Here is a 15,969-nt window from a genome sequence, read left to right as displayed (position 1 = left end):
TAAGCTGACCGGGCTTGCGCTGCTGGACAGTATCGGCGTCGAGTCCCCAGCAGTGCGTGGTGGACGCGGACCCCGGGGAGTGTTCGCGGGGTTGTTCTGCTCGCGGTCGTTGTGGGCGCGGTGGAGGTAGCGACGATGCTGCCCTACTTTTCGGCAATCGCCATCGTGGGAGATGCGGACCTGGGGTGGTTGTCCTCGGTGTCGATTCTGGCGGCGTACGTGCTTGTGATGCTGTCGCCTGCCCTCGTCCTGCTGGCTGTCGGAGTGGTTGCGCAGGAGCGTATTTCGTCGGTCACGCGACCGCTGGTGCGGCGCGTGGACCGTTGGACCGCCGGCGTAGCGGCAACGGTGTCGATCGTGGTGGGCGCGCTACTGACCGCGAATGCGGCGATCGAACTGAATCTGGTCTGACCTGGTTGTGGTCCGAACCAATGAAAGGGAAGCGATGAAGTCGAGAGAGGCGCGCAGCGTCGTCATGATTGTCGTCGGAGCTGTGCTGGCGCTGTTCTTCTGGGACCAGCACATGTTCTGGTTCCAGGGTGGCCCGATCGGCTGTGTTCTGGTGGTGCTCGCGATGCTGGACCTATGGGACTCGCGTCGCGGCACGCCGAAAAAAGGGGCTACTCGCGGAACTGCGAGACGACATCGTCGGAACCGAGGATTCGAGCGATGCATCCGAGCGTGACACTCGGCCGTGACTGGCACCGCCGGTTCGTATCGCTGAGACCATACTGAATTCTCGGCCCAGGCGTGATAAACAAGCTGTTCGGCGATCTGTATCGAGCGGAATGGTGGTGGTCCGGTGACGACCGGTGTCGACGCGGGTCTTCGTGCTCGCTCGCCTCGGCGTGGTTTGAACGCTGCCGGTACCGCTGTGATGGTTGCGGCTCTTGTGGTCGGGTGGGTCGTCGTTTATTTCATCGGCTTGGTGGGTGCGCTGTGGCGTTTTCGTGAGCCGCATGCGCCGGCACCGATCCTCACGATGCACGATCAGTGGACCGATCTCGCGGTCGGCGCGCTGCAGGTCGTTGTGGGAGCGATTGCGATCGGCGCGGTGTATCTCGCGCGGCGACGGACATTGCCGGCGGTGCTGCCTCTGCGGCATGGCTCCGCGCGTGAGGCTGCGTTGACATGGTGTGCTGCGATCGGCGCGGCGTCGGCGATAGTGCTCGTCTTGTCGCGACTGAATATCGTCCGGTTTGGGTTCTCTATCCCTGCCTCTGTCGAATCGGATTGGCTTGCAGTCGTTTCGGCGCTCGCTGTCGGTCTGAGGGAGGAGCCGATTCTGGTGGCTCTGCCGGTTCTGCTGTTGGTGGGCAGGATGCCGATCTGGGCGATCATGGGGTTGTCGGCAACGTTGCGGGGCTTCCTGTACCTGTATTTCGGCGGCGGCGGATTCCTGTGGGCAGCCATGTGGGGCGCGGCGGCGGTGTGGGTGTATTACCGATATCGGCGATTGTGGGTGCTGATCCTCATTCATGGATTCGTGATGAACATCCAGGTCTTCGACCGGGTGATTCCGTCCGACAATTCGGCGACGGTGCTGCAGTGGATCAACATTTTGATCCTGTTCGCGGCCCTGCTGTGGTGGATCACGCCTCGCGCCCTCGATGCGTTCCTGCCGAACACGGTGGCTGTCCGTTCCAACGATCGGGCTGTCGAAACGACGCCTGTGGTGACCGACGTCGTGCTGAATCCCGAGAACGTGAACCCCGACCGATCCAGAAACGAACCACCCGTCAAGCCCTGACCATGCGTGCCTCATGGCATTCCCACGTCGGGTCGAAGCGGGCTTCGCCGTCCAGCTCGAACCCGTTCTTGCGATAGAAGGCAACCGCGCGCTCGTTGGCCGCGGCCACCCACAAATATGCAGCGGGAGTGTCCTCACCTAGTGCGTCGTTCATCAACGCCAGTGCAATGCCGGTGCCGTGGTGTTCGGGAAGAACGTTCAACGACCACAATTCTCGTGGCGCGGGCGGGTTTTCGTCGCGCGGGGGTCCTCCGGTCGCGAAGCCGACGACGCCCGAATCGGCGACGTCTATTGCGCATCGGGTGCGAACTCCGCGCGCCGACGACTCGTCGCGATGGGCGATGATCTGCTCCCACCGTTCGATGCGGTGTGCGGGCCTCATCGCATCCAACTTCGCACCGTTCATCATTCCCGCATACGTTGCCTTCCAGATCGCAACGTGTGCTGTACCGATCTGATGCTCGTCGCCGGGCCGGACATCACGAATCGAGTAACTGCGCATGGTGTCGTTATACCGGCCCGAACTCGGTGACCGAATCGAATTTTCTTGTCGGACCCCTCTCGTACTATCGAATACATGTTCGATATCGGGGGGGTGGGGGGCGGTGGAGACGCCGTCGGTCGATGACTGTATTGCGGGGTTTCTCGATGTCATCGCGCTCAGCCGTGTCCAGGAGAATCTTGCCCGGGCGGGGACCGTCCTGGCGTACTGCGACGTGCTCGAAATGCGGTTGGAGGCTGCCGAATCCGGCGGTGGGGACCCTGGCGAGACCGTCCGCGGCGCGTTGTGCGACTTGGCCGTGACGATGACCGGCACGCGTCGCGATGCGGGGGTGATGCACGACGTTGCGGAGCGTCTACATCGAATGCCGTTGACGGCCTTGCGTTTTGTGACCGGCAGCTTCGACTGGTCGACGATGGTCACCATCACGTCGGTGTTGCATCGCGCCAGTGACGAGACCATCTCGACAATCGAATACGAGGTCTGCGCCGCAGGAGGCCGAATGCGTCCGCAGGCCTTGCGGAACCGAATCTGGCGGTTGTGGATGCGGGCCGATCCGGACGGCGCTGCGCAGGCTCGCGAGACCGCCAAGACGGAGGAAGTCGGTGTGCGGATCGACCGCGCCGGTCCCGGCGGTATTTCGTCGCTCATCGCAAAAATCACGGATCTCGAGGCGGCCGAGGCAGATGCGCTCATTGCCGAGATTGTGGGGACCGTCTGCAAGGACGATCCGCGGTCGACGGGGATGCTGCGGGCGGCGGGACTGATGGCGTTGCTACACGGCGAACATTCGCTGGCCTGTCAGTGCGATCTGGGCGACGACTGCCCGGTTGCGGGTGGCACCGATGATCTCCCTCCTCGGCGCGGGCATCTCCTTCAGATCGTGGTGGCGGTGGAGACGCTGCTGGGACTGTCCTCGGATCCCGCGACCTTGGCGGACGGGACGCCCATCGATCCGGAGGTGGCGCGCGTCGTCGCCACCGACGCGAAATGGCAGGCGATGCTGACCGAGTTGGTCGACATGCTCAAACCAGAGGGAAACAGTCCCGACGAGGGCGGTGACGGCCCTGAGTGCGACGAGGGCGACGACGGCCCTGAGGGCGGTGACGGCCCGGTTAGCGGTGACCCGAAAGGCGGAGGACCGTCTAGCAGAGGGCCGGATGGCGGCGACCCGAACAACGTGAATCCTGATGGCAATTCCGGTCCCGACGACGACGCGGGTCCCGATGCCGGTCCTGACGGCGATGGCGGTCCCGATGCCGGTCCTGACGGCGATGGCGGTCCCGATGCCGGTCCTGACGGCGATGCGGGTCCAGACGGCGGCGACCAGGACGACCGTCGCGGAAGAGGCCCGGACGGCTTTGGAGGCTCGCAGCGCGGTGAGTGCAGCGGTCGAGACTCGGGCAGCAGTAAGCACCCGGGCAGCGGGCACAACCCAGGCTTGCGGTTGTCGACCGGTTTGTTGCTACGTCGAGTGGTGGGCATCGGGCGCGTGCGCGCTGCCGGCGAGCTTCCGTCGATACGCGGGGCAGGTGACTGCTCGATTACACCCGTAGCCGCACCCGCAGCCGCTCTGCTGGGGGAGGAGTCTGTTCGCAATGGGCTGGTCGCTCGGTGGCTCGCATGGATTGCCGAGAAGCCCGAGCGTGCCTGCGGCATCTTTCCCGACGGCCACGGCGGGGAGCGCAGTCCATCTCAGGGTGCGGTGACCTATCGACCCAGTGCCCGCGTCGCTGCGGTCATTCGGGCCGCGTATCGCACGTGCACGTTTCCCCGTTGCGACGTGCCGTCGGCGCGGTGCCAGATCGACCATCTTGTGCCGTTCGACCAAGACGATCCGCGGCGGGGTGGTTGGACCATCGAGACCAATCTTCAGCCGGTGTGCGTGTTCCATCATCAGGCGAAGACCTCTAAAACGTGGTCGGCGGCGATGCCGGCCGGAGGGGCAATTTCGTGGTCGAACTCGCTCGGATTGTGCTCGGTCACGTTGCCGGACTTCTCGATCGGATCGCCCGTGGGTCGCCGCCGACGTCGGAAACGGTCGGCGGAGCTGGTGTCATCTGTGTCCGAACCCACCCGATGGGAACTCGACTACAGCGGATCCACACCCCCGACGCTCGCGGACTTCCGTGCTGCCTCGACGGACATGGCGAGGAAGCGGCTAGCAGAGAAGAGGCGGGCCTATCTCGAGCATTGCCGCGTTGTGCACGCACGCATACGACAGGACTGGAGTCGATACGATCCCGCGCCCTTCTGACGCCGGCACCGCCGGTGCCCGATAGGTAATCAGGGCCACGCACCTGCTACCTTGAACGCCGTTCAAGTATCTGGGGCAGGTGATCGCCCCTTCCTCGAGGAGCCACCGTGTCAGGTATCGACAGCAGTACTCGCCCGCCGAGCCGTAAGGTCGGTCGAATGAACGTCTCCGCCCGCGACATGGCGCAGATCGCGGTGTTCGCGGCACTCATCGCCGCGCTCGGATTGCCGGGATCGATCACGGTGGGCTTCTCCGGAGTCCCGATCACCCTGCAGACCCTCGGCATCATCCTGGCCGGCGCAGTTCTGGGGCCGCGCAAGGGGACAGCCGCAGTGCTGGTGTTCCTCGCCCTCACGATGATCGGCCTGCCGCTGCTGGCGGGCGGACGAACCGGCCTTCAGGCCATGGCCGGCCCCACCGTCGGATACCTGATCGGCTGGATCGCGGCAGCGCTGATCATCGGCTGGCTCACCGCCCGCATCCTGCCGAAGTACTCGATCGCGCTCGGTCTGGCGATCAACGCCGTCGGCGGAATCCTCGTCATCTACATCTTCGGCACTATCGGCTTGATCCTGCGCACCGACGTCGGGATCTGGGCCGCGATCACCACCAACGGACCGTTCCTGCCCGGCGATATCGCGAAGGTCGTCGTCGGCACGGTCGTGGCCAAGAGCGTGCACCGCGCCTACCCGGGACTGATCAAGAGGTGACTTTGACGCTGGGTGGTCGAGACCAGGACACCGCCATCGTCTGGCGCGGTCGCAGTCTCACCTACGCCGAACTCGACGCCGCCGTCGAGCAGTGGCCTCACCTCCCGGCACACACCAAATCTCACGACGCCCAATCTCACGACGCGTCAGCACTGGATCTGCCGGACGCACTGGTGTGCGTTCTCGCGGCTGCTCGGCAGGGGTGCGCGGTGCGAGTCGAGGACCCGGCCGCCAGGCCCGAACGCAGCGGCGCCCCCGATCCCGACGCCTTCCTCCTGGTTGCGACCTCCGGTTCCACCGGCAGGCCCAAGCCGCTCGCGCGGACCGCGGCGTCGTGGCTCGACAGCTTCGCCGAGTTCACCGACATCACCGGCATCCGTCCCACCGATTCGGTAGCGATCACCGGCCCTCTGCACGCCACGATGCATCTGTTCGCGGCGCTGCATGCGCTGTGGCTCGGTGCCTGTGTCACCGACGACCATGCGCAGGCGACGGTGGTACATGCGGTCCCCGCTGTGTTGCGGGACGTCGCTCCGCGGATGCCGCACCTTCGGATCGCGGTCGTAGCTGGAACGATGCTGGACTCCATTGCAGCTCAGTCAGTTCCGGACAGTGTGAGACTGGTCGAATATTACGGGGCCGCCGAGTTGTCCTTGATCGCAGCGAGAGTGGTGGGTGAGCAGCCGTTGCTGGCGCTGCTTCGCGACGTCGAGGTGCGCACCGACGACGGATACCTGTTCGTGCGGTCCCCCTACGCCGCCCTGAGTGCACACGATTGGTTTGCCGTCGGCGACCTGGCCGACGTGTGCGGCCGGGAGCTCGTCGTTCACGGGCGCGGAGATGCGGCGATCAACGTCGGCGGCACCACCGTGATCGCCGAGGACGTCGAGCGAATTCTGGTCTCGATCGACGGCGTCCTCGCCGCCGCGGCGATCGGGACCCCGCACTCCGTTCTCGGCGAAACAGTCTCTGCCGTAATCGAACTCGACGGTTCACGCGATCTCGACCTGGTGCGCGCCGATGCCCGAGCGGCCATGACCAAAGAGGCACTACCGAGGCGGTGGACGGTGGTACAGCAGTTGCCCCGCACCGCCAGCGGAAAAATCGCACGCGGGGCCCTGCTGGCTAAAGGGGCACTGGCATGACACCCACACCCGTTGTTGTCGCGGGTAAACGTACCGCGATCGGTATCGCAGGGCACGGGTTCGCCGATGTCACGGCACCGAACTTGGCCGTACCGGTCCTGAAAGCCGTTGCCGCAGAAGTCGGTCCACTCGGTGTTCCGATCGACGACGTGATTCTCGGCAACTGCCTAGGCCCAGGCGGTGACGTCGCCCGAGTGGCGGCGTTGGGTGCCGGGCTCGGTGTCGCCGTCCCGGGAGTCACTGTCGATCGGCAGTGTGGATCCGGGTTGGACGCGCTCGCCCAGGCCGCGTCGCGTATCCGGAGCGGCGACGAGACGATGATTCTGGCCGGGGGAGTCGAATCTGCGAGTACCAGCCCGTGGCGGTTCTGGCCGCCCGTCGGCGACGCGGAGCCTGTCCGCTACACCCGAGCGCCGTTCGCACCCGACGGGTTCGACGACCCGGACATGGGTGTTGCGGCGGATGACCTCGCGCGGCGTCGCGGGATCGGTCGCGAACGCCAGGATGCCTATGCCGCACGGTCTTTCGCACGAGCGGCAGCGTACGACTTCTCCGCGGAAATCGTGGCTGTGAACAATATGGCTACCGACGAGCGCATTCGGCCCAACATGACGACGCAGCGCCTGGGCAGGCTGCGCCCCACGTTCAGCACGGACGGGACCGTGACCGCCGGTAATTCGTGTGGAATCTCCGACGGCGCAGCCGTTCTGGCGGTCACCAGCCTCGACCGCGCCGCGGGCATGCCGGCGCTGCGCATTCTCGGAAGCGCTGTTGCCGGGTCCGATCCTGCCCTTCCCGGGCTCGGACCGGTACCTGCGATCGCCAAGCTGCTGGCCCGCACCGGGGTAGCGCTGAGCGACATCGAAACAGTCGAGATCACCGAGGCCTTCGCGTCGGTGGTGCTTGCCGTCGCAGACGAACTCGGCATCGACGAGGACCGCATCTGCCCGGACGGTGGTGCCATCGCAATGGGGCATCCGTGGGGAGCGTCGGGCGCAATACTGTTGGTGCGGTTGCTCTCTCGTATGCTGCAGCCCGGAGGCCCTGCGCTGGGGCTGGCGGCCTGCGCTATCGGCGGCGGGCAGGGAATAGCTATGCTGGCGGAGAGAGTGTCATGAGTACGGTTGCCTTCGAGAACATCTCTCACGCATTCGGCGAGCGCCAGGTGCTGCGCGGCATAGACCTCGAATTCGACGAACGCCGTATCGGCATCATCGGGTCCAACGGATCGGGAAAATCCACGCTGGCCCGCATGATCAACGGGTTGATCAAGCCCGATACCGGCCGGGTCACGGTCGACGGAATCGACGCGGCCAAGAAGGGCGCGCAGGTCCGCAAGAAGGTCGGATTCGTCTTCACCGATCCCGACTCTCAGATCGTCATGCCCACCGTCGCAGAGGATCTCGCGTTCTCGCTACGGAGGTCCGGGCTCAGCAAGACCGAGGTGGCCGAGCGTGTCGACGAGATGCTCGTCAGGTTTCGACTCGATCGGCACCGCGACCACCCTGCGCATCTGCTGTCCGGTGGACAGAAACAGTTGCTCGCCATCGGGGCCGTCCTCATTCGGCGGCCGGAGGTGATCGTCGCGGACGAGCCGACGACCTTGCTCGATCTGCGTAACGGCCGCGTCGTCGCAGACGCCTTGAATTCGATGGACCAGCAGGTCATCGTCGTGACTCATCAGCTGGCGTTGCTGGACGGCTTCGAGCGCGTCATCGTCATCGACGACGGCCGCATCGCGTTCGACGGCACCCCGGCTGCCGCAGTCCCGGCCTACCGCGAGTTGATCGGATGATCGGTCTCTACCGCCCCGGTGATTCGTTGCTGCATCGGATGAGTCCGGGATCGAAACTGCTGGCGCTGATCGTTGCTATTTTGTCGACGGTGATTTTTGCCCGCACACCCCTCGAGGTCGGCGTGGTTGCCGTGATGGTCGCGGCACTGTTCGCGGTCGCCCGCATCCCTGTGAAAGTTGCTCTGGCGCAACTACGTCCGGTGCTGTGGATGCTGCTGATCATCGGGGTGTTCCAGGTGATCATCACCACCTGGCAACGCGCAGCGGTGGTCTGCGGAGTGCTGATCGTCTCCGTCGCGTTGGCCGCATTGGTCACGCTGACCACCCGGGTCACCGACATGCTCGATACCGTCACCCGAGCCCTCGGTCCCGTCCGCCGCTTCGGCGTCGACCCGGATCGAATCGGTTTGCTTCTGGCCCTTGCCATTCGCTGCATACCGTTGTTGACGTCGATCGTGCAGGAAGTGTCGCAGGCCCGGAAGGCCCGCGGCCTCCAGTGGTCGATGACCGCCTTGGCCACACCGGTGTTGGTGCGCGCGCTGCGTACCGCCGATGCGATGGGCGACGCCCTGGTTGCGCGCGGTGTGGATGACGACGGGGTGGATGACGACGGGGTGGATGACGACGGTGTGGACGATGACGGTGCAGATGAGGAGTGATCTTCTCACCGCGCGGGTAGCGCAGCACTGCGATCGGGCAGACATCGCGATCGTCGACGCGACCGGTCGGATCACGTACCGGGATATGTGGCGTCGGGTGGAATGTACGGCCGGGTCGATGGCCGGGATGCGTCGCATCGCGGTGTTGCCGACGTCGGACATCGACTCGCTGGTCGTCGTCGCGGCCGCGATGCATGCCGGCGTGAGTGTCGTTCTGCTGCATCGGCATCTGCTACCCGGCGAATTCGTCGACGCGATGTCGGTCACTGCGCCTGCGCTGATCGTGGCGCATCCGCGTCAGCACGCACGGTTGCGTCGGTGGGGTGCCGACGCGGTGCTGGCACCCGAGCAGCTTGCCGGCGACCGTGTCGCACGCGTCGATCCGCCGGCACGCAGCGCCGAACTGCTCGTGGGCATCACCTCCGGAACTACCGGCCCACCGAAATTGTTCGTCCGTGATCAGGCGTCCTGGGTCGCTACGCTCGACCGTTCCGATTCTCTGTTCGATCTCGGACCGGGCGACAGAGTGTCTGCGTCGGGAACTCTCGATCACACGCACTTTCTCTACGGTGCGTTGCACGGGCTGACCCGCGGCGCGACGGTTGACCTGCGTACGGCGGCGGCCGCTCTCGAAGATGCTCCGACACACCTGTATTCGGTTCCGACTATCGCCTGGGACATCGCGCGGTCGCACGTGCACTATCCCAGCGTCCGTGAGGTGCTGTCGTCTGCGGCGCGATGGCCGCAGTCGGGTCGGGCGGCACTTGCCACGGTGCTACCGAACGCGACCATGACGCACTTCTACGGCGCGTCGGAACTGAGCTTCGTGTCCTACGACCGTCGAACTTCCGAGGGTGCGGAGATCGAGGGGGCGCTGTTCGACGGCGTCGAGGTGGAGACCCGGGGCGAATTTCTGCATGTGCGCAGCGACATGCTGTTCGACGGCTATCTGAGTCGGGTGGGTGAGCACACCAGCCTGACGGACGGCCCGGTCGACGGGTGGATGACGGTCGGTGATCGCGGCGGCGTCGACCAGGGCCGGCTGACCTTGCTCGGCCGCGGTAGCGAGACGATCGTTCGAGCAGGCCTCACGGTCGAGTTGCCCCCGATCGAGGTAGCGCTGTTGTCGGTCCCCGGTGTTCTCGATGCCGGAGTTCTGGGCTTGCCCGATGATCGAGCGGGGGAGATACCGGCCGCCGGAGTGGTTGTAGCAGAGAATGATTCACCGACGGTAGCGCGGATACGGCGGCACCTGCGTTCGTTGCTACCCGACCCGAGTCTGCCCGTCGTCATCGCGATCGTCGACGGTTTGCCGCGTACCCCGCGCGGCAAGCTCGATCGTCAGGCCTTGGGTGCAACCTTGGCGACGGTGCGGACCGTGGGTTCGCCCGAGGCTCCGGTGACGACGAACCAGACGGTCAGCGCTCCGCCCTCGTAGCGGTGACGTAGCGTCACGCGTTCGTTCGCCAGCACCGGCGTGAGGTATTCGATGACGGCGCGGTGGGGCGCTGCCGCCAGGTGCGGCAAGTCCACCAGGAGTTCTTCGACCGCGTGCCAGTACGCCGCGTTGTTGAGGTGGTTGAAAGGATCGATATCGGTTGCGCGCAAAGGGAATTCGATATCGCTCTGGGACTGCGACGGTACCGGTTCGGTCAGCCACGCCTTCCAGCGCAACCGGTGCTGATCGGTGGTCTTGGCCAGCATCTCCAGTGCCCCGTCGCTGATGCGCGTCGGCATGCCGGTGTCCTTGCTGATGTTGATCCAGAAGCCCTCGGTTTCGATGCGACCACCCTTGGGGGTCGTCACCGCCACCCGCATGTTGGACCACCGCGTCGACATCGAGGAACACCAGCGCCGCAGGTGCACGCGGTCGGGAAAGTGGATGGGCTCGAAGACGTCGATGACGGTGCGTCGGACGATCCACATCGGGTCGGTCTTACCCAGCGGGGTGGCGTCGAGATTGTCGGTGCCGATGTCCTGGAGGTAGCGCGCGACACCGTCGAACCGGAGACGGTTGTTGGGGTCGATGTCGCCGGTCCGTACCGGCCAGCTCGTTTCGAAGCCCTCGCCGGGCGGCGGCTCGGGTGCCAGTTCGTCGTCGAAGCCGGCCGGTTCCACGCGTGCATTGGTCACGTCCGCACTGTACGCGGGTGGACCTACGCGATACCCGTTACAGGATGTGGCGGGCTCGCATTCCGTCGAACACCGGTGCCACCCGCACCACGTCACCGGTGGTGGGCGCATGCACCATCTGTCCGTTGCCCATGTAGATCGCCACGTGTCCCGGGCCCGCCGCGCCCCAGTTGCCGAACAGCAGATCGCCCGGCTGGGCGAGGGCCATCGGCACCTCGGTGCCCACGTTCCACTGCGTCTCCGACGTACGCGGCAGGGTGACCTTTCCGCCCGAGGCCTTGAACAGTGCGTAGGACGTCAGGCCCGAGCAGTCGAATCCGCCGCCGGACGGTCCGTTGATGTTTCCGCCGCCCCACACGTACGGAAGTCCCAGGTAGTCCATCGCCAACTGCACTGCCCGCCCGCCCATCCCGGTGAGATCGAGCCCGGCGAACGGAGTGAGGATGGCCGCGAACTGCGCCTCGGTGGCCCGGATGCGCGCTACGTAGGGCTTCGTCTGCGTCTCGTAATCGACTGTCCCCGAGGGCATTCCACCCGAGCGCAGCACTGCGGCCGCTCCGGCGTTGTATCCGGCGAGGGTGAGGTCCGTCGTGTCACCGGATACCTTGCCTGCGCGCTTCCAGCCGTCGACCTGCCCGTAGATGTCGCACAGCATCGCGCCCGACGCCATGACCGAGTCACCGATGCTGTTGACGTCGACCACGCCGTTGCCGTCGTAGTCCTTGCCGTAAGTCGCCCATGTTCCCGGCATGAACTGGCCGGGTCCCTGTGCGCCGGTGCTCGATACCGGAGCTGTGGGACCGTACCGGAATCCGTTCTCGGCGGCATAGAGCGCGGCGATCGTCGTGGCCTTGACGCCGCCGCAGATGTTGCCCGCCTTCTGCAACCACGGAACGAACGCGGTGATGGCTCCCACCGCGCCCAAACCGATCGGACCCACATTGATGCCGGTGAACGTGATGGGTAGACCGGGGAACAGTGCTCGGCGAATGGCCTCGGCCGACGCCATGAACGCCGTCTGGGTCGCGATGTCGGCGGCGGTGTACGTCCGGCCGGCGAATTGCAGAGCGCCGGTACCGAGCCCGGCGACAGCGGCGGATGCCGCACTCGGCGAGAGGACACTGTTCGGCGAGAAGACACTGTTCGACGAGAAGACACTGAAGGGAAGCGGGGCGGCACCGGCAGTGATGGCAGCCTGTGTGACGGCCGCCCCTGCAGCTGGGGACACTGCGCCCGGGTCGGCAGCTGCGAGAGTTGCCGGCGTCTCGATCTCGGCAACCGTGGGCATGTCCGGGAGCATCGGTTCGACGGCGGTGTGCAGTCCCTCGGCGGCGTCGTTCAGGGTCCGGTCTGCGACGTCAGCGGCGGGTTCGGGCATGGTGCCCATCAGTTCTGCCCATTGATCGGACATCGTCTTGCCCTGGTCCTCGGCAGCGGCAGCGACCGCGGCTGCCTGATCCTTCACCGCCTGATTCTGCAGTGGAGCTGGGGCGTCCGTTCCGGCGACTGCGCCTGCGGCAGACACGATGACGGCAACGATGACTGCGAAGGGATCGCCTGCCATGCTTCGACTCCTGTTACTCGATCGTTCTTCCCCGAGCCAGGAGCTGTGATCAGACTCACCCGGGTGCTGCAACTATCATGCACGGTGCAGCCGATCGACTCATGAGTTTTGCGAAACTGTCAGAGCAACGAGGCCCAGTAGTCCGAGAACCGGATTCCGATGAGCGCGACGACGATTGCGTACCAGACCGCGAGGAGCGTCCACCGCCACTCGAGGAACAGCCGGCCGATTGTGCCGGCGTCTGCACCAGTGGTGTTCGAGCCGGTACTGATCAGTCGGCTCAGGGCCAACACGAAGAGCGGCATCGTCACTGCCCACACCACCATGCAGTACGGGCACAGGGCGTTGATCTCGTACAGGCTCTCGAAGATCAGCCAGTGCACGAACACTTCGCCGAGCAGCAGCCCGGCGCTCAGTCCGAGCCAGAACCAGTGCGGGAGTTCGACGCGGCCGAGCCACAGGACACCGGCGACGAGGGCGACGGAGAACGCCACGATTCCGAGGATCGGATTGGGAAATCCGAACAGCGCGGCCTGTTTCGTCACCATCACCGACCCGCACGAGAGCACCGGATTCAGGCTGCACGACGGAACGTAGGACGCGTCTTCGAGGAGCTTGAATCGTTCGATCGTCAGGGTCAGTGCGGCGAGGAGCCCCAGTGCGCTGAAGAGAGTGAAGACAGCAGCGCCGGCGCGAGTTGTCATGGTCGGTTACCGGTTGCTGCTTCAGTTTCCGGCTGCCGCGGCGGCAGCGAGGATGTTCTCGGGTGTCGGGGTGGCGACGTCGGTGCCGTTGACGCGGACGCTCGGCGTGCCGTTGATGCCCTCGCCGATGACGGTCTGCGTCTGGCTGGTGACCCAGTCCGTGTAACTGCCGTCGGTGATGCACGACGCGGTGGCGGGGGAGTCGGCACCGGCTGCGGTGGCGATCTCGACGAGCTTGTCGTCGGGCAGACCGTTGCCGTTCTCGGCGGGCTGCTCGGCGAACATCGAGTTGTGCCAGTTCATCCAACTGTCGCGATCGTTCTCGGCGACGCAGATCGACGCACTCGCGGCGCGAGTGGAGTACATGGTGCCGTTCGAGAAGCGATCGAGAATGGAGATGGGACGGTAGTCGACGGCGACATTGCCGGCGTCGGCCAGCTGCTGCAGAGTCGATCCGCTCACCGACTCGAATGCCTTGCAGGCCGGGCACTGGAAGTCCTCGACGACGCTGACGACCGTGGTGGCGTCGGGGTTGCCGAAACGAATGGCACCGTTCGCGGTGAGTGAGGTGGGCGTCAGCTGCGAACCCTGTGCAGAACTCGCGGCGGGGGATGCCTCACCCGACGACGAATCCTTGTTGACGATGAACAGAGCAATGGCCGCAACGAGTGCAATCAGAATTACGGCGACGACGATCTGGATCAACGTTCGGCGATTCTTGTCGCCGTTCTGCATTGCCCGGATGTCCTTGGACGCTCTGCTGTCTTTCGTTGCCTTGTTGCTGGTGTTCACGGCGACCAGTTTATGCAGGACAACCTGAGTGTCAGATGAGAGCTGTATCAGATAAGTGCTGTATCAGATAAGTGCTGTGTCAGATGAGTGCAGCGAGTCGTTCGATCGCGAATCGGTATCCGTCGATGCCGAGTCCGGCGATGACGCCGCTGGCGATCGGAGAGACGTAGGAGTGGTGCCGGAAATCCTCGCGGGCATGCACGTTGGAGATGTGCACCTCGATGATCGGGACCTCGGGGATGACGAGTGCGTCACGCAGCGCCACCGACGTGTGGGTCAATCCGCCGGGGTTGATGACGATGCCCGACGCCACCCCGCGTGCCTCGTGGATCCAGTCGATCAACTGTCCCTCGTGGTTGGACTGCTCCGCTTTCACGTCGAGTCCGTGTGTGGCAGCGGTTTTCTCGCACAGGGCGACGACGTCGGCGAGGGTGGCGTGGCCGTACACCTCGGGCTGCCGGGTGCCGAGCATGTTCAGGTTCGGACCGTTGAGCACCAGTACTTGCTCGGCCATGACGTCACTCACTTTCCTGCTCTGAGAACTACCGGGTCCGATCATTCCACAGCGTGGTTGACACAATCGTCCGGTGAGTACTGGCAAGACAGTCTGGGTGGTGTGGGGCATCGGTGTCTTCGCCTATGTCATCGGGGTGCTGCATCGAACGGCTTTCGGGGTCGCAGGGCTGAACGCTGCGGACCGGTTCTCGATCTCTCCATCTCTGTTGTCCTCGTTCGTGGTGCTGCAGGTGGTCGTGTACGCGGCGATGCAGATTCCCGCCGGGGTGCTGCTGGACCGGATCGGTTCGCGCAAGATGATCGCCGCCGGTGCGCTGATCATGGCGTCGGCGCAGATCACGTTGGCGCTCACCGATTCGCTGCCGGTCGCGGTGGCGGCACGTGCATTCGTGGGCGTGGGCGACGCGCTGACGTTCATCTCGGTCCTGCGTTTGGTGCCGCGTTGGTTCTCGCCGCGGCGGGTGCCGATCGTGTCCCAGCTGACCGGGCTACTGGGGCAGCTCGGGCAGGTGCTCTCGGCAGTGCCCTTCCTGATCCTGTTGAACGGGCCGGGGTGGACGTTCGCTTTCGGTAGCGCTGCGGCTCTGGGTTTGCTCGCACTCGTCCTGGCACTCGCTCTGATTCGAGATCGTCCGGACGACAGCACTGCTCCGGAACCGGAACCGACGTCGTTGCGGCAGACGCTGGACTCCATCGGCGAGGTGTGGCGACGACCGGGAACCCGGCTCGGATTCTTCTCGCACATGGGGACCCAGTTCTCGATCACCACCTTCGCCCTGTTGTGGGGCGTGCCGTACATGACCACCGCTCAGGGATTGTCGGCGTCGACGGCCGGAGCGCTGCTGACGTTGTCGGTGCTGTCGGCGGTGGTGTCGGGCATCGTGCTCGGTTTGCTCACCGGCCGCTACCCGATGCGTCGGTCCTGGCTGGTACTGGCGATCATGGTCAGCAACGCCACGATGTGGGCCATCGTGCTGTCGCTTCCCGGACCTGCGCCGCTGTGGCTGCTCGGTCTTCTCGTCGTGGTGATTTCCGTGGGTGGGCCGGGGTCGGTGATCGGATTCGACCTCGCCCGCACGTTCAATCCGAGTGCCAATCTGGGGACGGCTCAGGGGATGGTCAACATCGGCGGCTTCCTGGCATCGCTGTTGGTCATCGCGGCGATCGGGTGGATTCTCGACGCCATGGGCGGTTACGACTTCGACAGTTTCCGGGTCGCGATGCTGGCGCAGTTTCCGGTGTGGATCGTCGCGATCATCGGGGTGTTGGCGACGCGTCGTAAAACACGCAAGGTACTTGCGGCCGACGGCATCCACCCGCACACGATGCGCGAGGTCCGTGACCGGATTCGCCGCAAATAAACCTTTGCTCAAACGGCTTTCTGCGAGCATGCTGGTGGTCCCAATATTGTTGTAGGACACAAGCAAACGTTACGTAAAGGT

Annotated in this window: 16 protein-coding genes and 1 pseudogene; 11 read left to right on the top strand and 6 right to left on the bottom strand. The window is 65.1% G+C overall.

Annotated elements, in window-relative coordinates:
- Positions 1 to 66: 66 nt before the first annotated feature.
- The 3 genes and pseudogenes from E4P29_RS00835 to E4P29_RS00825 form a co-directional block, all read left to right on the top strand.
- Positions 67 to 411 (top strand): annotated as a pseudogene (locus tag E4P29_RS00835) (GAP family protein); the annotation flags it as partial.
- Between the two features lie 34 nt (positions 412 to 445).
- On the top strand, positions 446 to 685 hold the full coding sequence (locus E4P29_RS00830) for a hypothetical protein (RefSeq protein ID WP_209205255.1): 240 nt from the start codon (positions 446 to 448) through the stop codon (positions 683 to 685).
- 117 nt (positions 686 to 802) lie between these two features.
- A complete protein-coding gene (locus E4P29_RS00825; protein ID WP_167735346.1) occupies positions 803 to 1,750 on the top strand; it encodes a CPBP family intramembrane glutamic endopeptidase in 948 nt (315 codons plus the stop codon).
- Here E4P29_RS00825 and E4P29_RS00820 read toward each other — a convergent pair.
- Positions 1,740 to 2,252, bottom strand: coding sequence for a GNAT family N-acetyltransferase (locus E4P29_RS00820; RefSeq protein WP_135041093.1), 513 nt, complete (start codon positions 2,250 to 2,252; stop codon positions 1,740 to 1,742). The genes E4P29_RS00825 and E4P29_RS00820 overlap by 11 nt on opposite strands.
- 103 nt (positions 2,253 to 2,355) lie before the next feature.
- Here E4P29_RS00820 and E4P29_RS00815 point away from each other — a divergent pair, with 103 nt between their 5' ends.
- The 7 genes from E4P29_RS00815 to E4P29_RS00785 all read left to right on the top strand — a co-directional run bounded on the left by E4P29_RS00815 (position 2,356) and on the right by E4P29_RS00785 (position 10,256).
- On the top strand, positions 2,356 to 4,509 hold the full coding sequence (locus tag E4P29_RS00815; RefSeq protein ID WP_167735345.1) for an HNH endonuclease signature motif containing protein: 2,154 nt from the start codon (positions 2,356 to 2,358) through the stop codon (positions 4,507 to 4,509).
- Between the two features lie 107 nt (positions 4,510 to 4,616).
- A complete protein-coding gene (locus E4P29_RS00810) occupies positions 4,617 to 5,219 on the top strand; it encodes a biotin transporter BioY (RefSeq protein WP_209205254.1) in 603 nt (200 codons plus the stop codon).
- Positions 5,216 to 6,364 carry an AMP-binding protein gene (locus E4P29_RS00805; protein ID WP_209205253.1) on the top strand — a complete coding sequence of 383 codons (1,149 nt, stop codon included), beginning with the start codon at positions 5,216 to 5,218 and terminating at the stop codon, positions 6,362 to 6,364. Before E4P29_RS00810 ends, E4P29_RS00805 begins: the two co-directional genes overlap by 4 nt.
- Entirely contained in the window at positions 6,361 to 7,482 is a 1,122-nt protein-coding gene (locus E4P29_RS00800; RefSeq protein ID WP_135041089.1) for a thiolase family protein, read from the top strand. Before E4P29_RS00805 ends, E4P29_RS00800 begins: the two co-directional genes overlap by 4 nt.
- Positions 7,479 to 8,159, top strand: coding sequence for an ABC transporter ATP-binding protein (locus tag E4P29_RS00795; RefSeq protein ID WP_027498187.1), 681 nt, complete (start codon positions 7,479 to 7,481; stop codon positions 8,157 to 8,159). The genes E4P29_RS00800 and E4P29_RS00795 overlap by 4 nt, the downstream gene beginning before the upstream one ends.
- Positions 8,156 to 8,818 carry an energy-coupling factor transporter transmembrane protein EcfT gene (locus E4P29_RS00790; RefSeq protein WP_135041087.1) on the top strand — a complete coding sequence of 221 codons (663 nt, stop codon included), beginning with the start codon at positions 8,156 to 8,158 and terminating at the stop codon, positions 8,816 to 8,818. The genes E4P29_RS00795 and E4P29_RS00790 overlap by 4 nt, the downstream gene beginning before the upstream one ends.
- Positions 8,796 to 10,256 (top strand): AMP-binding protein, encoded by a 1,461-nt coding sequence (locus E4P29_RS00785; RefSeq protein ID WP_245154091.1) that lies wholly within the window; start codon positions 8,796 to 8,798, stop codon positions 10,254 to 10,256. Before E4P29_RS00790 ends, E4P29_RS00785 begins: the two co-directional genes overlap by 23 nt.
- Here the strand turns inward: E4P29_RS00785 and E4P29_RS00780 are convergent.
- The 5 genes from E4P29_RS00780 to aroQ all read right to left on the bottom strand — a co-directional run bounded on the left by E4P29_RS00780 (position 10,160) and on the right by aroQ (position 14,525).
- Positions 10,160 to 10,936, bottom strand: a complete 777-nt coding sequence (locus E4P29_RS00780) for an acyl-ACP thioesterase domain-containing protein (RefSeq protein WP_094644066.1) — start codon at positions 10,934 to 10,936, stop codon at positions 10,160 to 10,162. The genes E4P29_RS00785 and E4P29_RS00780 overlap by 97 nt on opposite strands.
- Positions 10,937 to 10,988: 52 nt before the next feature.
- Entirely contained in the window at positions 10,989 to 12,515 is a 1,527-nt protein-coding gene (locus E4P29_RS00775) for a bifunctional lytic transglycosylase/C40 family peptidase (protein ID WP_135041085.1), read from the bottom strand.
- Between the two features lie 119 nt (positions 12,516 to 12,634).
- Positions 12,635 to 13,219, bottom strand: a complete 585-nt coding sequence (locus tag E4P29_RS00770; protein ID WP_135041083.1) for a vitamin K epoxide reductase family protein — start codon at positions 13,217 to 13,219, stop codon at positions 12,635 to 12,637.
- A gap of 21 nt (positions 13,220 to 13,240) precedes the next feature.
- On the bottom strand, positions 13,241 to 14,011 hold the full coding sequence (locus E4P29_RS00765) for a thioredoxin domain-containing protein (RefSeq protein WP_209205252.1): 771 nt from the start codon (positions 14,009 to 14,011) through the stop codon (positions 13,241 to 13,243).
- Positions 14,012 to 14,090: 79 nt separating this feature from the next.
- A complete protein-coding gene (aroQ, locus tag E4P29_RS00760; protein ID WP_209205251.1) occupies positions 14,091 to 14,525 on the bottom strand; it encodes a type II 3-dehydroquinate dehydratase in 435 nt (144 codons plus the stop codon).
- A 73-nt stretch (positions 14,526 to 14,598) separates the two neighbouring features.
- On the opposite strand from aroQ, the gene E4P29_RS00755 reads away from it, so the two are divergent.
- On the top strand, positions 14,599 to 15,888 hold the full coding sequence (locus E4P29_RS00755) for an MFS transporter (protein ID WP_135041079.1): 1,290 nt from the start codon (positions 14,599 to 14,601) through the stop codon (positions 15,886 to 15,888).
- Positions 15,889 to 15,969: the final 81 nt, after the last annotated feature.

Origin of the sequence: Rhodococcus sp. 1R11 (assembly GCF_004563845.1) — a bacterium.
Taxonomy (GTDB): Bacteria; Actinomycetota; Actinomycetes; order Mycobacteriales; family Mycobacteriaceae; genus Rhodococcoides.
Note: the sequence above shows the minus strand (reverse complement) of the source record. Positions and strands in the feature narration are given on the sequence as shown.

What these genes read in the sequence shown, in the direction of transcription:
- E4P29_RS00830 (WP_209205255.1), top strand. Translation starts at nt 446, where the DNA reads ATGAAGTCGAGAGAGGCGCGCAGCGTCGTCATGATTGTCGTCGGAGCT.
- E4P29_RS00820 (WP_135041093.1), bottom strand. Translation starts at nt 2,252, where the DNA reads ATGCGCAGTTACTCGATTCGTGATGTCCGGCCCGGCGACGAGCATCAG.
- E4P29_RS00800 (WP_135041089.1), top strand. Translation starts at nt 6,361, where the DNA reads ATGACACCCACACCCGTTGTTGTCGCGGGTAAACGTACCGCGATCGGT.
- E4P29_RS00795 (WP_027498187.1), top strand. Translation starts at nt 7,479, where the DNA reads ATGAGTACGGTTGCCTTCGAGAACATCTCTCACGCATTCGGCGAGCGC.
- E4P29_RS00790 (WP_135041087.1), top strand. Translation starts at nt 8,156, where the DNA reads ATGATCGGTCTCTACCGCCCCGGTGATTCGTTGCTGCATCGGATGAGT.
- E4P29_RS00785 (WP_245154091.1), top strand. Translation starts at nt 8,796, where the DNA reads ATGACGGTGCAGATGAGGAGTGATCTTCTCACCGCGCGGGTAGCGCAG.
- E4P29_RS00775 (WP_135041085.1), bottom strand. Translation starts at nt 12,515, where the DNA reads ATGGCAGGCGATCCCTTCGCAGTCATCGTTGCCGTCATCGTGTCTGCC.
- E4P29_RS00770 (WP_135041083.1), bottom strand. Translation starts at nt 13,219, where the DNA reads ATGACAACTCGCGCCGGCGCTGCTGTCTTCACTCTCTTCAGCGCACTG.
- aroQ (WP_209205251.1), bottom strand. Translation starts at nt 14,525, where the DNA reads ATGGCCGAGCAAGTACTGGTGCTCAACGGTCCGAACCTGAACATGCTC.